13 protein-coding genes and 5 tRNA genes are annotated in these 13,979 nt (G+C 74.1%); 15 read left to right on the top strand and 3 right to left on the bottom strand.

Features of this window, described 5'->3' with window-relative positions:
* Positions 1–4 precede the first annotated feature (4 nt).
* Positions 5–1,807, bottom strand: coding sequence for a cytochrome c oxidase subunit I (gene ctaD / locus U5M74_RS04340; RefSeq protein WP_410906860.1), 1,803 nt, complete (start codon positions 1,805–1,807; stop codon positions 5–7).
* A 513-nt stretch (positions 1,808–2,320) separates the two neighbouring features.
* Between ctaD and U5M74_RS04335 the strand changes: the two genes are divergently transcribed.
* A tRNA-Leu gene (locus tag U5M74_RS04335) sits at positions 2,321–2,405 on the top strand.
* Between the two features lie 38 nt (positions 2,406–2,443).
* On the opposite strand, the gene U5M74_RS04330 is transcribed toward U5M74_RS04335, so the two are convergent.
* Entirely contained in the window at positions 2,444–2,932 is a 489-nt protein-coding gene (locus U5M74_RS04330; protein ID WP_410906485.1) for a peroxiredoxin, read from the bottom strand.
* A gap of 75 nt (positions 2,933–3,007) precedes the next feature.
* Here U5M74_RS04330 and U5M74_RS04325 point away from each other — a divergent pair, with 75 nt between their 5' ends.
* From U5M74_RS04325 to U5M74_RS04290, 8 genes are all read left to right on the top strand, one after another.
* A complete protein-coding gene (locus U5M74_RS04325; protein ID WP_253181278.1) occupies positions 3,008–3,358 on the top strand; it encodes a GroES family chaperonin in 351 nt (116 codons plus the stop codon).
* Positions 3,359–3,472: 114 nt separating this feature from the next.
* Positions 3,473–3,548 (top strand) — tRNA-Lys (locus U5M74_RS04320).
* Positions 3,549–3,626: 78 nt separating this feature from the next.
* Positions 3,627–3,699 (top strand) — tRNA-Lys (locus U5M74_RS04315).
* A gap of 93 nt (positions 3,700–3,792) precedes the next feature.
* A complete protein-coding gene (gene trmB, locus U5M74_RS04310; RefSeq protein WP_410906482.1) occupies positions 3,793–4,587 on the top strand; it encodes a tRNA (guanosine(46)-N7)-methyltransferase TrmB in 795 nt (264 codons plus the stop codon).
* 154 nt (positions 4,588–4,741) lie between these two features.
* Complete coding sequence (locus U5M74_RS04305; RefSeq protein WP_410906480.1) at positions 4,742–5,089, top strand: DUF485 domain-containing protein; 348 nt, start codon at positions 4,742–4,744, stop codon at positions 5,087–5,089.
* A 53-nt stretch (positions 5,090–5,142) separates the two neighbouring features.
* Positions 5,143–6,753, top strand: coding sequence for a cation acetate symporter (locus tag U5M74_RS04300; RefSeq protein ID WP_410906858.1), 1,611 nt, complete (start codon positions 5,143–5,145; stop codon positions 6,751–6,753).
* A gap of 137 nt (positions 6,754–6,890) precedes the next feature.
* Entirely contained in the window at positions 6,891–7,808 is a 918-nt protein-coding gene (locus tag U5M74_RS04295; RefSeq protein ID WP_410906478.1) for a RimK family alpha-L-glutamate ligase, read from the top strand.
* 167 nt (positions 7,809–7,975) lie between these two features.
* Positions 7,976–8,377, top strand: a complete 402-nt coding sequence (locus U5M74_RS04290; RefSeq protein WP_410906476.1) for a DUF1304 family protein — start codon at positions 7,976–7,978, stop codon at positions 8,375–8,377.
* A 66-nt stretch (positions 8,378–8,443) separates the two neighbouring features.
* On the opposite strand, the gene U5M74_RS04285 is transcribed toward U5M74_RS04290, so the two are convergent.
* Positions 8,444–8,516: transfer RNA gene (locus U5M74_RS04285), tRNA-Arg, on the bottom strand.
* 210 nt (positions 8,517–8,726) lie between these two features.
* Between U5M74_RS04285 and U5M74_RS04280 the strand changes: the two genes are divergently transcribed.
* The 6 genes from U5M74_RS04280 to U5M74_RS04255 all read left to right on the top strand — a co-directional run bounded on the left by U5M74_RS04280 (position 8,727) and on the right by U5M74_RS04255 (position 13,886).
* Positions 8,727–8,915 carry a hypothetical protein gene (locus U5M74_RS04280; RefSeq protein WP_410906474.1) on the top strand — a complete coding sequence of 63 codons (189 nt, stop codon included), beginning with the start codon at positions 8,727–8,729 and terminating at the stop codon, positions 8,913–8,915.
* A 174-nt stretch (positions 8,916–9,089) separates the two neighbouring features.
* Positions 9,090–9,722: an oligoribonuclease gene (orn, locus tag U5M74_RS04275; RefSeq protein WP_410906473.1), complete on the top strand. Its 633-nt coding sequence runs from the start codon at positions 9,090–9,092 to the stop codon at positions 9,720–9,722.
* Between the two features lie 79 nt (positions 9,723–9,801).
* A tRNA-His gene (locus tag U5M74_RS04270) sits at positions 9,802–9,874 on the top strand.
* A gap of 109 nt (positions 9,875–9,983) precedes the next feature.
* Positions 9,984–11,639 (top strand): GTPase, encoded by a 1,656-nt coding sequence (locus U5M74_RS04265; protein ID WP_410906471.1) that lies wholly within the window; start codon positions 9,984–9,986, stop codon positions 11,637–11,639.
* Positions 11,636–13,213: a GTPase gene (locus U5M74_RS04260; RefSeq protein ID WP_410906469.1), complete on the top strand. Its 1,578-nt coding sequence runs from the start codon at positions 11,636–11,638 to the stop codon at positions 13,211–13,213. The genes U5M74_RS04265 and U5M74_RS04260 overlap by 4 nt, the downstream gene beginning before the upstream one ends.
* A gap of 52 nt (positions 13,214–13,265) precedes the next feature.
* A complete protein-coding gene (locus U5M74_RS04255) occupies positions 13,266–13,886 on the top strand; it encodes a single-stranded DNA-binding protein (protein WP_410906467.1) in 621 nt (206 codons plus the stop codon).
* The last annotated feature ends 93 nt before the right edge of the window (positions 13,887–13,979 follow it).

Below are 13,979 nucleotides of genomic sequence, written 5' to 3'. Positions count from 1 at the left end.
AGCGTCAGCCGCCGTCGTCGGGCGGGACGATCCGCATCGTCGAGGAGTCCTCGCCGGGTGTCCGCGACGTCCGTCGCTGGCGCTCGCGGGCCTGCTCCTGCTGGCCGCGCCGGTCGGCGTCGCCGTACACCTGGTCGAGCGGCCCCTGGCCGGTCGGGCGCTCCTCCATCGCCACCACCTGCGGGTGGTGCAGGTCGAACGCGGGCGACTCCGAGCGGATCCGGGGGAGCACCACGAAGTTGTGCCGCGGCGGCGGGCAGGCGGTGGCCCACTCGAGGGAGCGGCCGTAGCCCCACGGGTCGTCAACCTGCACGCGCGGCGCGCGGCGCCACGTGACGTAGACGTTCCACAGGAACGGCAGCGTGGACGCGCCCAGCAGGAACGCGCCGACGGACGACACCTGGTGCTCCCAGGTGAACCCGTCGTTGGGCATGTAGTCGGCGTAGCGGCGCGGCATGCCCTCGACGCCCAGCCAGTGCTGGATGAGGAACGTGGTGTGGAAGCCGACGAACAGCATCCAGAAGTGGATCTTGCCGAGGCGCTCGTCGAGCCGGCGGCCCACGAGCTTGGGCCACCAGAAGTAGAAGCCGGCGAACATCGCGAACACCACGGTGCCGAACACGACGTAGTGGAAGTGCGCCACGACGAAGTACGAGTCGTGCACGTGGAAGTCCAGCGCCGGGCTGGCGAGGATGATGCCGGTCAGGCCGCCCAGGAGGAACGTGACGAGGAAGCCGATGCTCCACAGCATGGGCGTCTCGAAAGTCACCTTCCCGCGCCACATGGTGCCGATCCAGTTGAAGAACTTCACGCCCGTGGGTACGGCGATGAGCATCGTCGTCACGGCGAAGAATGGCAGCAGCACCGCGCCGGTGGTGTACATGTGGTGCGCCCACACGGTCATCGACAGTGCCGAGATCGCGATGGTGGCGTAGACCATGCCGCGGTAGCCGAACAGCGGCTTGCGGCTGAAGACGGGGATGACCTCCGTGATGATGCCGAAGAACGGCAGCGCGATGACGTACACCTCGGGGTGGCCGAAGAACCAGAACAGGTGCTGCCACAGGATCGGCCCGCCACCGTTGGGGGTGTAGATCTGGGCGCCCAGCGTGCGGTCCGCGCCGAGGGCGAACAGCGCCGCGGCGAGCACCGGGAACGCCATCAGCACCAGCAGGCTGGTGATCAGGGTGTTCCAGGTGAAGATCGGCATCCGGAACATCGTCATCCCGGGCGCCCGCATCGTGATGATGGTCGTCACGAAGTTGACGGCGCCGAGGATGGTGCCGAAGCCGGCCATGGCCAGGCCGAAGACCCACAGGTCGCCGCCCACCTCGGGACTGAACGTCGTCTCCGACAGCGGCGTGTACGCCGTCCAGCCGAAGGACGCCGCGCCCTGGCCGGTCAGGTACCCGCCGACGACGATCAGGCCGCCGAAGAGGAACAGCCAGAACGACAGCATGTTGAGCCGCGGGAAGGCGACGTCGGGCGCGCCGATCTGCAGCGGCATGATCATGTTGGAGAAGCCCGCGAACAGCGGCGTCGCGAACAGCAGCATCATGATCGTGCCGTGCATCGTGAACAGCTGGTTGTACTGCTCACGGGTCTGCACGATCTGGATGCCCGGCGAGAACAGCTCGGCGCGGATCAGCAGCGCCAGGAGCCCGCCGAAGAGGAAGAACGCGAACGAGGCGACCAGGTACATCCGCCCGATCGTCTTGTGGTCGGTAGAGGTCACCCAGCTGACGACGGCGCGGCCGAGGCTTCGTCGTGGTGCCGGCGTTGCGATGGTGGGCGTTGCGGTGTCCAGCACGGCGGACTCCCCAGAACTCCGACGGGGGACGCGACGGCTTCACGCCTCCGGGGCGGTACGGCCCGTGGACCTTCACGCTAAGCCGACGGCGGCCCGCGCGCGCGGGGGATCGGAGGCATGACGTGTCGGTGGGCCGCCGTAGCGTCCGGACGTGCCGCCAAAACGGAAGCACACGCGCGGGGTCCTGGAGGAAGCCGCCGAGCGCTCCACCTCGGTCGCCGGTGTGCTCCGCCATCTCGACCTCGACCAAGCGGGGCGACAGGCACGCGCACATCAGCCGGACGTCGAAGTCCATGGGCGTCGACACGAGCCACTTCATCAGGAACCAGGGCGGTCTCGGTCGCGTCAACCGACGAGCGCCCAAGGAGATCCTGGTGCGTCTGCCGCTCGGTAGCCGACGTGCCAAGCCACAGCCAGACGCCTCGCTTCGCGGGCGCCAGCCGCGGTCGCTGCACCCGTGAGACGTAGCGGCCGACGTCGCGGTACGCGTCGATAGACTGACGCCCGCCAGCCGGAGTGGTGGAACAGGCAGACACGCGGCACTTAGGATGCCGTGCCTCACGGCGTGCGGGTTCAAGTCCCGCCTCCGGCACCAGCCTGATCGTCCGGGCGTGCAGCACGCCGGGACGGGTCTCAGGCGTCGACGCCGAGCGTCTTGCGCAGGCGGGCGACGTGGCCCGTCGCCCTGACGTTGTACTGCGCGACGGCGACGGTCCCGTCCGGCGCGACCACGACGGTCGAGCGGATGACGCCCGTGACGTCCTTGCCGTAGAGCTTGCGCACGCCCCACGCGCCGTACGCGTCCAGGACGGCGTGGTCGGGGTCGGACGCCAGCGGGAAGGTCAGCGCGTCGCGCTCGGCGAACTTCTCGAGCTTCTCGAGGGGGTCGGGGGAGACGCCGACGACGGCGTAGCCGGCGCCCTGCAGCGACGCGAGCGAGTCGCGGAAGTCGCACGCCTCGGTGGTGCAGCCGGGCGTCATCGCCGCCGGGTAGAAGTAGACGACCACGCCCTTGCGCCCCGGCTCGGCCAGGGCCTTCGCCAGGGAGAACGTCCCGTCGGCGGTGCCCGTGGCGGGCAGGGTGAGGTCGGGTGCGGCGTCGCCGGCGGCGAGGCGGGTCACGGGCGCTCCTGAGGGTGCGAGAGGGCGGGCAGTCCTCCGAGCCTATCCGCGGCCCGGGCCGACTACCGTGGTCCTGTGAGCACCGCAGCACCCCGCACCTCGACCGCCCCGGCGACCGTCCCCGTCCGCATGCTGTTCGACCGCCTGCTCGTGCAGCCCGAGGTCGACGCCGCCGAGCGGCAGACGTCGGCGGGCCTCGTCATCCCTGCCACGGCGAAGGGTCCCAAGCGCCTGGCGTGGGCCGTGGTCGTGGCCAAGGGCGAGCACGTGCGCCAGGTGGCCGTGGGCGACCGCGTGCTGTTCGACCCCGAGGAGCGCGCCGAGGTGGAGCTGGGCGGCACCGACTACGTGCTGCTGCGCGAGCGCGACGTGCACGGCGTGAGCGAGAAGGAGGCGGAGGCCGGCGCCACCGGCCTGTACCTCTGACCCTGTCCCGGTGCGGCGGCGCGACCTGCGGCGACGCGGCCTCCGTGTCGCGCACGTCACGCCCCGCCGGGTACGTGCGCACCGCCGCGGCCTGGTAACGTTTCTCCCCGTTACGCGCCATTAGCTCAATTGGCAGAGCAGCTGACTCTTAATCAGCGGGTTCGGGGTTCGAGTCCCTGATGGCGCACCAGCGAGGCACTCACCGGCGGTGGGTGCCTCGATCCGCGAGCGGGTCGCCGTCGGGACGCCCTGATAGCCTGTTCGCCGCGCGCCATTAGCTCAATTGGCAGAGCAGCTGACTCTTAATCAGCGGGTTCGGGGTTCGAGTCCCTGATGGCGCACCCTCACGAAGCCCTCGCCGTCCGGCGGGGGCTTCGTCGCGTCCGGGCCCGCCCGCCGGCTCCGGTGGCCCGGCGGCCTCGTACCCTAGTGCGGTGCCCGAGCCGACCTCGCTGACCCCCACCACCGCGCCGGACCCCGACGCGCCGTCGGACGCCGCCGCGGAGGTGCACCGCTTCCGCAAGCAGCCGGTGAGCTTCGTGCGCCGCAGCGCGCGCCTGACCACGAGCCAGCAGCGCGCGTGGGACGACAGGCGCGGCCGCTACCTCGTCGAGGCGCCGCGGGCCGCGGCGCGCACGTCGGTCGACCCGGGCTGGCGGTTCGACGCCGAGGCCGTGTTCGGCCGCCGCGCGCCGCTCGTGCTGGAGATCGGGTCGGGCCTCGGCGAGAACGTGGTCGCCGCTGCCGCGCAGCACCCCGAGCGCGACCACCTCGCGGTCGAGGTCTACACGCCCGGGCTGGCGCAGACGATCGCCCGGGCGGAGAAGCAGCGCGACGGCCAGGGCCTGGACAACCTGCGCCTGCTGCAGGTCAACGCCACCGAGCTGCTCGCCACGGCGCTGGCGCCCGGGTCGCTGGACGAGCTGTGGATCTTCTTCCCCGACCCGTGGCCCAAGTCGCGTCACCACAAGCGGCGGCTCGTCACCCCGGACTTCGCCGGGCTCGCGGCCCGCGCGCTGCGCCCGGGCGGCGTGTGGCGCCTCGCGACGGACTGGGCGGAGTACGGCGAGCAGATGCTCGAGGTGCTCGAGGCCGCCGACGACTTCCGCAACGCCCACGGCGCCGGCGCCCGTGCCCCGCGCTTCGAGGGGCGCGTGCTCACCAGCTTCGAGCGCAAGGGCCTGGCGGCCGGGCGCTCCGTGACGGACCTGGAGTACGTGCGCCGCTGACGCGCGGTGCGGTCCGCGGCACAGGTCGCGACGCGCGCCCGCTGTGGCTTGCGTCACCCGGCCGGTGCGGGCAGGGTGTGCGCGACCGCCTCGGTGGTCGCCGCGCGCAACGATGCGCGCGGCGCCCGCCGACCGCAATGCCAACGGAGGCATCATGGCCGACCTTGCCGACCCGGCGCGCTCCGCCGGGGAGACGGAGTACCAGCGCGTCGAGCGATCACCGGAGTTCCAGGACCTGCGCCGCCGGTTCCGCAGCTTCGTGTTCCCGCTGACCGCGCTGTTCCTCGTCTGGTACTTCGTGTACGTCCTGCTCGCGAGCTACGCCCACGACTTCATGAGCATCCGCCTCGGCGGCAGCGCGATCACGGTCGGGCTGCTGTTCGGGCTCGGGCAGTTCGTCTCGACCTTCGTCATCACGATGCTCTACGCCCGCTGGGCCAACCAGCGCTTCGACACGCAGGCCGACGCCCTGCGCCGCGAGATCGAGGGGGACGACCTGTGAGCGCGCTCGCCACCACCCTGCCCGCCGTCCTCGCCGGGACCCCCGACGTCGTCGTGCAGGCCGCGGCCGGCACCGACGTCGGCAACCCGGCCGTGAACCTCGGCATCTTCGCCGCGTTCGTGGCGGTGACGCTGTTCGTCGTGCTGCGCGCGTCGCGGCAGAACAAGTCCGCCGCCGACTTCTACGCCGGCGGACGGTCGTTCACCGGCCCGCAGAACGGCACCGCCATCGCGGGCGACTACCTCTCGGCCGCCTCGTTCCTGGGCATCTGCGGCGCCATCGCGATCAACGGCTACGACGGGTTCCTGTACTCGATCGGCTTCCTCGTCGCGTGGCTCGTGGCCCTGCTGCTGGTGGCGGAGCTGCTGCGCAACACCGGCAAGTTCACGATGGCGGACGTGCTGTCCTTCCGGCTGCGCGAGCGCCCCGTGCGCATGGCCGCCGCGCTGGCGACGCTGCTGGTCGTCTTCTTCTACCTGCTGGCCCAGATGGCCGGCGCAGGCGGTCTCGTGGCCCTGCTGCTCGGGGTGGACTCCGCCGCCGGCATCAGCGCGGTCATCGCCGTCGTCGGCGTGCTGATGATCCTCTACGTCCTCATCGGCGGCATGAAGGGCACCACCTGGGTGCAGATCATCAAGGCGGTGCTGCTCATCGCCGGCGCCGCCGTCATGACGGTGTGGGTGCTGGCGAAGTTCGGCTTCAACCTGTCGAGCCTGCTGCAGGGCGCGGTCGACGCCGCGGGCGAGGGCGGCGAGACGCTGCTCGAGCCGGGCCGCCAGTACGGCGCCACCGGCCTGTCCAAGCTCAGCTTCCTGTCGCTGGCGCTGGCCCTGGTGCTCGGCACGGCGGGCCTGCCGCACGTACTCATGCGGTTCTACACGGTGCCCACGGCCAAGGAGGCCCGCCGCTCGGTCGTGTGGGCGATCTGGCTGATCGGCATCTTCTACCTGTTCACGCTCGTGCTCGGATACGGGGCGGGGGCGCTCGTGGGGCCGGAGACGATCAGCTCGGCCCCGGGCGGGGTCAACTCGGCCGCGCCGCTGCTGGCGTTCGCCCTCGGCGGGGAGATCCTGCTCGGCATCATCGCGGCGGTCGCGTTCGCGACGATCCTGGCCGTCGTCGCCGGCCTGACGATCACCGCGGCGGCGAGCTTCTCGCACGACATCTACGCCAACGTGCTCAAGAAGGGCCGCGTCGACCCCGACGCGGAGGTGCGGGTCGCCCGCTGGACCGTGGTGGTCATCGGGCTCGTCGCGATCGGCGGCGGCGTGCTCGCCCAGAAGCAGAACGTCGCGTTCCTCGTGGCGCTGGCCTTCGCGGTCGCGGCGTCGGCCAACCTGCCGACGATCGTCTACTCGCTGTTCTGGAAGCGGTTCAACACCGCGGGGGCGCTGTGGAGCATCTACGGCGGCCTGGCCTCGTGCATCGTGCTCATCGTGTTCTCGCCGGTGGTGTCCGGCACCGAGACCGCGATGCTGCCGAACGCGGACTTCGACTGGTTCCCGCTGACCAACCCCGGGCTGGTCTCGATCCCGCTGGGCTTCCTGCTCGGCATCGTCGGCACCCTGGTCAGCTCCGAGCCGCCGCACCCGGAGAAGTTCGCCGAGATGGAGGTGCGCTCGCTCACCGGCGCCGGCGCGGAGCGGGCCACGGCGAGCCACTGACCGCCGCCGGCCGGTCGCCCGCCCGCGCGCCTCCCGCGCGGGCGGGCGACCATGTCCGCATGACGGGCGACGAGACCGGGGCGGTCGCCGGCGCGACCAGCGACCGGCGGCGGTGCGCGCCCCGTTAGGCTCGGGTCGTGAGCACCGAGAACCCCACGTCCCGCCGCGTCGCCCTGGTCACCAGCAGCCAGCTCCCCGAGCTGGACGCCGACGACCGGCCGCTGGTCCCCGCGCTCGCCGAGCGCGGCGTGACCGCCGAGCCCGTGGTCTGGGACGACCCGGACGTCGACTGGGACGCCTACGACCTCGTCGTCGTGCGCTCCACCTGGGACTACTCGGCCCGCCGCGACGAGTTCGTGGCCTGGGCCGAGCGCGTGCCGCGGCTCGCCAACCCCGCCGCCGTGCTGCGCTGGAACACCGACAAGCGCTACCTGCGCGCCCTGGAGGAGGCCGGCGTGCCGGTCATCCCGACGATCTGGCTCGACCCGGACCGGCACCTGTCCAAGCGCGCCGTGCACACCCGCATGCCCGCGTTCGGCGACTTCGTCGTCAAGCCGGTGGTGTCGGCCGGGGCCAAGGACACCGGCCGCTACCAGCCGATCAGCGCCGAGTCCCGCGCGCTGGCGATCCAGCACACGATGTCGCTGCTCGACTCCGGGCGCTGGGTGATGATCCAGAGCTACGTCGAGAGCGTCGACACCCAGGGCGAGACCTGCCTGACGTTCGTGGACGGCGAGCTCCGCCACGCCACGCACAAGAAGGCGCTGCTGAGCGGCCCGGCGGAGGAGTCCAGCACCTACCGCGAGGAGGAGATCTCGCCGGTGGAGGCCACCGCGGCGCAGCTCGACGTCGCGCAGCGCGCCCTGCAGGTGGCCGCCGAGGTGGTCGGCCTCGCCGAGCCGCTGCTGTACGCGCGCGTCGACCTCGTCGAGGGCGAGGACGGCGTGCCGACCGTCATCGAGCTCGAGCTCACCGAGCCGTCCCTGTTCCTCCAGCACGCCGGCGAGGCCCGCACGCTCGACGCGGTCGCCGACGCGATCGCCAAGCGGGTCTGACGGCCCGAAGAGCTCCGGCCCGGTGCGGGCCCGACGGCGCGGCAGATCCTCCGCAGGGGGTCTGCCGCGCCGTCGTCCGGAGGGCTGGCGTGGTGGCCCGGGCACCGGTCGACGTCGACCGTGGCGCCGCGGTGCGGGATCGTCCGCCACCGGTGAGGTGAGGCAGCATGCTCGTCGCTGTGTGGATCCTGATCCTGGTCACGGGGATCGTCCATGTGGGCGTCTTCGTCCTCGAGGCGTTCCTCATCGCCCGACCCGCCGTGCACGAGGGCTTCTTCCGGGTCGCTCGATACGACCCCGCGATCCGGCTGTGGACCTTCGGGGTGGGCTTCTACAACCTCTTCATCGGCCTGGGCGCGTTCGCCGCGGTGGCCCTGTGGGCCGGCGGTCAGGAGATCGCCGGCCGGACGCTGGCGATCTACCTGATGACCTTCATGGTGCTGTCGGCCGTCGTGCTGGTGGTCGCCGACCGCATGGGCATCGGCCGCGAGCGCGGCGCAGGGCTCGGCGGCGCGGTCGCCCAGGGGGTGGTCCCGCTGCTCGCGCTGGTCGGGATCGCGCTGGTCTGAGCCTGCGCCGCCGCCTCAGGCGTCGCGCGGCGCCGGAACGACACGGGGGTGACCGGCGCGCGACGGTGCCCCCGGCAGGACTCGAACCTGCAACCTACGGATTAGAAGGCCGGTGCTCTATCCATTGAGCTACGGAGGCGTGGCCACCATCGTAGCCAGCCGCGCGGTGGCGCCCGTGCCGGTGCCGCGCGGGAGGTCGCGCAACGACGCGAGAAAAAGGAGTGCACGGACGCCGCCGGCGCTGGAAGAGTGCGGGACGCACCGCGGTGACGTCCGACCCGGCCCGTGCCGGGCGGTGGAGGGGACCTGGCCCGTCCCGAGACTCCGTCGTCACGAGAGAAGAACCACCATGCACCCCGAGATGGTCTACGCCCTGGCGCAGGCCGACCACCGTGAACGTCTCGCCGAGGCCGAGAACGCCCGCCTCGTCCGTCGCGTCGCCCGCGAGCGCCGCGCCGGTCTCCCGGTCCGTCCCCGTCGCGGCCTGCGCTGGCCGCGGTACCAGCCCACCCTCCTGGTGAGCTGGCGGGCGCTGTGACCGCTGCACCGACGTCCGGGCCCCCGGGTCCCGGCGCCGCACCCGCACGAGGGCCCCGTCGCCCCGCACGTCTCCTCGCGAGCCGTCCGGAGCGCCGGGGCCCTCGCCGTGCCCGGCGCTGCCTCGGCGCCGCCCCGGCGCCGCCCCGGCGCCGCCGGAACGTAGGCTGGCCCCGTGAGCACCCCGAACGACCGCATCGTCTGGATCGACTGCGAGATGACCGGGCTGGACCTGCGGGCCGACGCGCTCGTCGAGGTCGCTGCCGTCGTCACCGACTCCGAGCTCAACGTCCTGGGGGAGGGGGTCGACGTCCTCGTCGCCCCACCGGCGGGGGCGCTGGAGCAGATGGGCGACTTCGTGCGCGAGATGCACACGAGGTCAGGCCTGCTGGACGAGCTGTCCGGCGGGGTCACCCTCGCCGAGGCCGAGAAGCAGGTGCTCGACTACATCACCGAGTGGGTGCCCGAGCCGCGCAAGGCGCCGCTGGCGGGCAACTCGGTGGGCACCGACAAGATGTTCCTCGACCGCGACATGCCCGCGCTCGTGGAGTACCTGCACTACCGGATCATCGACGTGAGCTCGATCAAGGAGCTGGCCCGCCGCTGGTACCCGCGCGTGTACTTCGCCTCGCCGAAGAAGCAGGGCGGGCACCGGGCGCTGGCCGACATCCTCGAGTCGGTCGACGAGCTGCGGTACTACCGCGAGGCCCTGTTCGTGCCGCAGCCGGGCCCCGACTCGGCCAGCGTGCGCGCCGTCGCGGACCGCATCGCCGAGACGTCGGTCACGCGGCGCCCCGCCGTGTCCTGAGCAGCCCCTCGACTCGGGTATGCTTTCGGTCGGCCCTTGAGGGAGACCCTCCTGCGGGAGGGGACCGGACGGGGCCGTGGTGGCTATAGCTCAGTCGGTAGAGCGCCTGGTTGTGGTCCAGGAGGTCGCCGGTTCAAGCCCGGTTAGCCACCCCGCCGAAGAACCCCCACGCCGTCCCGGCGTGGGGGTTCTCGCATCTGTGGCGGGACCCCACGGCGCGGTCGTTTGGTGCCGGGGCAGGATGCCGCCAGGATGAACCCCGTGACACAGTCCCTGGGATCGCGCGCCGTCCGTACCGCAGGACGACCGGACCCCGGCGCCGCCGACGAGCTCGGCCTCACCATCTACGACGTCGCCCGCGACCTGCGCCGCGACATCGACGCGGTCCGGCTCGTGCTGCCGATCGAGGGGGCCTCGGACGCCGAGGCCTCCCGCGGGCGGCTGCTGGCCCAGCTCGACGAGCACCTGCTGCCGCGCCTGCGCGAGCTGTCCTCGCCGGCGATCGTCGTCGTGGCCGGCTCCACCGGCGCGGGCAAGTCGACGCTGTACAACTCGCTGCTGGCCGAGGAGGTCTCCGAGGCCGGCGTGCTGCGCCCCACCACCCGCCAGCCGGTCCTGGCGTTCAACCCGGCCGACGAGGAGGTCGTGCAGAAGGGCCCGGCCACCGACGCGTCGCGCGTGGTCTACCACGCGGGCGTGCCGCGCGGCACGGCGCTGCTGGACGCCCCGGACCTCGACTCGTTCCTCTCGGAGAACCGCACCACGGCCCAGCAGCTGCTCGAGGCCGCCGACCTGTGGCTGTTCGTCACCACCGCCTCCCGGTACGGCGACGCCCTGCCGTGGCAGGCGCTCGCCCGCGCCACCGAGCGCGGCGCCTCCGTGGCGATGGTGCTCAACCGCGTGCCGAAGGAGACGCTCACCACCGTGCGCGGCGACCTGCTGCAGCGCCTGCGCGACCACGGGATGACGGACGTGCCGCTGTTCGTGGTGCCCGACGTCGGCCCGCACGAGGGCCTGCTGGAGCCGGCCACGGTGGCGCCGATCCGGCGCTGGCTGACCCTGCTGGCCGGCCCCGAGCGCTCGCGCGCCGTCGTCGTGCGCACCCTCAAGGGCGCGCTCGGCGCGCTGCCGGCGTGGGTCACCGCGCTGGCCGACGCCGTCGACCGGCAGGCCGAGGCCGCCCACCGGCTGCGCGGCGCCGTCGAGGCCGAGCGGGCGGACGCCGTCGCGCTGGCCCGCGACGGCGTCGCCGCGGGCGTCGCGGCCGGCGCCGCCGTCGAGGCACGCTGGCGGGAGGTCAGCGGCAGCGCCAAGGTCGACCGGGTCAAGGTCAAGAACGACACCGTCCGCTCCACGCGCCGGGGCGGGCGCCGGCGCGAGGAGGCGCTGCGCACGCTGCGCGCCGACGTCGAGGCGGCCGCCACCCGGACGCTCGCCGCCGCCGGCGCCCGCGCCCACGAGCGCCTGCGCGCCGTGCTCACCGGCCCCGGCTCGCACGACGGCGGGATCGCCGTCGTGCCCGACGCCGAGGAGCGCGCCGCCGCGCAGGAGCGGGCCGCCACCACGGGCGTGCGGGCCTGGTCGGGCGCCGCCGCCGGGGCCGTGGACGCGCTCGGCGCCGAGGCGCCCGAGCGCGTCGCCGCGGCCGTCAAGGCGTTCGGCCCGCACGGGCTGGGCACCCTGCTGCTCGCTGCCGCGGCCGGCAGCGACGACGCCGGCCGCCTGCTCGCGCGCGTGCTGGGCGACGTGCCCGAGGCCGCCGTGGCGCGGCTGCGCGAGGACCTGGCCGACCGCGCCGCCGCCGTCGTCGACGGCGAGCTCGACGCGGTGCTGACCCTGCTGGACTCGCCGACCCTCGCCGACGACGCGGCCAGCGGCCTGCGCGTGCGGCTCGCCGAGCTGAGGAGGCTCACGTGACCGACGACACGACCCTGCGGGCCCGCACCGAGGACCTCGCCGAGGCCCTCGCCGTCGCCGGACCCCGCCTGGACGACGCCACCCGCGCGCGCGTCCAGCAGGCCGTGGACGGCGTGCGCGAGCGGCTCGCCCTCGGCGTCGACCACACCGTGGTGGCGTTGGCGGGCGGCACCGGCTCAGGCAAGTCCAGCCTGTTCAACAAGATCGCCCGGCTCGGCTTCGCCGACGTCGGGGTCAAGCGGCCCACGACGGCGCGCGTCACCGCGTGCTCGTGGGACGACGGCGCGGAGGCGCTGCTCGACTGGGTCGGCGTGGACCGCGAGCGGCGGATCGTGCAGGCGGACGAGCTCGAGGACGAGCAGGGGCAGGCGCTCGGCGGCCTGGTGCTGCTCGACCTGCCCGACCACGACTCCGTGGAGCCGCGCCACCGCGAGGTCGTGGACCGCGTGCTGCCGCTGGTCGACCTGCTGGTGTGGGTGGTGGACCCGCAGAAGTACGCCGACCACGCCCTGCACTCGGGCTACCTGCGCGAGTCGGTGGGCATGGAGGCGTCCATGCTCGTGCTGCTCAACCAGGTGGACACCGTGCCGCCGGCGCGGCGCGAGGAGCTGCTGGCCGACCTGGGCCGGCTGCTGGAGGACGACGGCCTGCGCGGCGTGCCCGTGGTGCCCGTGTCCGCCCGCACGGGCCAGGGCGTGGCCCAGGTGCGCGAGATCCTCGAGAAGGCGTGCGCGCGCCGGTCCGTGGCGGCCGGGCGCGCCGCCGGCGAGCTCGACGCCGCCGCCCAGACGCTGCTGGCCCAGACGCCGGCGGAGATCCCCTGGCAGCTCGGGCCGGCCGTCGAGCGCGAGCTGCCCGCCCTGGTGGACGCCACGGGGCTGGACGCGGTCGCCGGGCAGGTGGGCGCCGCGGTCCGCAACGGCTACGGCAAGCCGGAGTTCCCGGTGGCCGACCGGGACGCCGTCACGCTCGTGCGGGCCCGCTGGCTCACGCGCGCCGGGGCGTCGCTGCGGCCCGGCTGGCAGCGCGCGCTCGCCGAGGCGGTCGACGGCGCCGACCCGCTGCGCGCCCAGGTGACCGCCGCGACGCAGACGGTCGACCTGGACGCGCGCGGCCCGGCCCGCTCGCGGCTCGTGAAGCGCATCGCCGCCGGCGCGCTGGGGCTCGCGGCGGCCGCCGCCGTCGTCGCCCTGCTCGTGACCACGGGCGTGGTCGACGCCGCGTCGCCGTGGCCGGCGGTCGCGTGGGGCGCCGCCGCGGCGCTGGCCGTGGTCGGCGCGGGGCTGTGGGCCGGCGCCCTGGCGGCCCGCCGCTCGCTGGCGCGCCGCCGCGAGGACGAGGTCCGCCGGGCCGGGCGCGAGGCGCTGTCCCGCGTGCTCGTCGAGGGGCTCGGCACGCCGACGCAGCGGCTGCTGGCCGAGCACCGCCGGGCGCACGAGCTCGCCCAGGCCGCCCGCGACCTGCCGGCCGCCGGGCCGCTGACGCACGCGGTGAGGCTGCCCACAACGCTGACCGCGCCGGCGTCGTCCACACCTGCGGCGGAGGACCGCCCGCTGGCGGCCGCCCGCGACTGATCCTCGGGGCAGCGGCCAGCACCGGGCCGGCCGACGACCCCGGAGGATCAGCATGAGCGACGTCAACGTCACGGTCACGGGCCACGTGGGCAACGAGCCCGTGATCTCCTTCTCCGCCAGCGGCACCCCGTGGACGTCGTTCCGCGTGGCGAGCACGCGGCGGGTGCGCGACCCCCGCACGGGGGAGTGGGCCGACGGGCCGACGCTCTGGTTCACCGTCAAGGCGTTCGGCGACCGGGCGTTCAACGTCGCGCAGTCGCTGGCCAAGGGCACGCCGGTGATCGTCACCGGCCGCCTCGGCGTGGACGAGTACGAGGTGCGCCGCGCCGTGCCCGCGCCCGACGGCGGACCCGCCGTGGAGGCCACCGAGCGGCGCACCGCGCTGCTGGTCGACAACGCCGCGGTGGCCCTCGACGTCTCCCGCGGCGTCGCGACGTACACGCGGGTGGTGCACCGCGACACCGTCCCGGGCGGGGCGGGGGAGCCGGCCCTCCAGCCTGGCCGGCAGGGCGCGCCCGGCGGCGGCGCCGACCCGTGGGCGACCGCGCCGGGCGCCGACGTCCCGGCGGGCCGGGAGGGGGACGCCGAGGACGGCGACGCGGACGACGAGCCGGACGACGAGGAGGCCGCCGCCCCGCGCGGGGCGACGGCGGAGGCGGCCGTTCCCGCCTGAGCCGGGCGCGTCGCGTAGGCTGGGGGGTCGGCCGCCCCGTGCCGGCCTCCCAGCATCCGTCCCGCGCCCGCCTGCACGGCCCCTCTTGGTCCG

Source organism: Puerhibacterium sp. TATVAM-FAB25 (assembly GCF_046535855.1).
GTDB classification, from domain to species: domain Bacteria; phylum Actinomycetota; class Actinomycetes; order Actinomycetales; family Cellulomonadaceae; genus Puerhibacterium; species Puerhibacterium variabilis_A.
The sequence above is the reverse complement of the archived record's forward strand: the minus strand, read 5'-3'. Positions and strand labels throughout refer to the sequence as shown.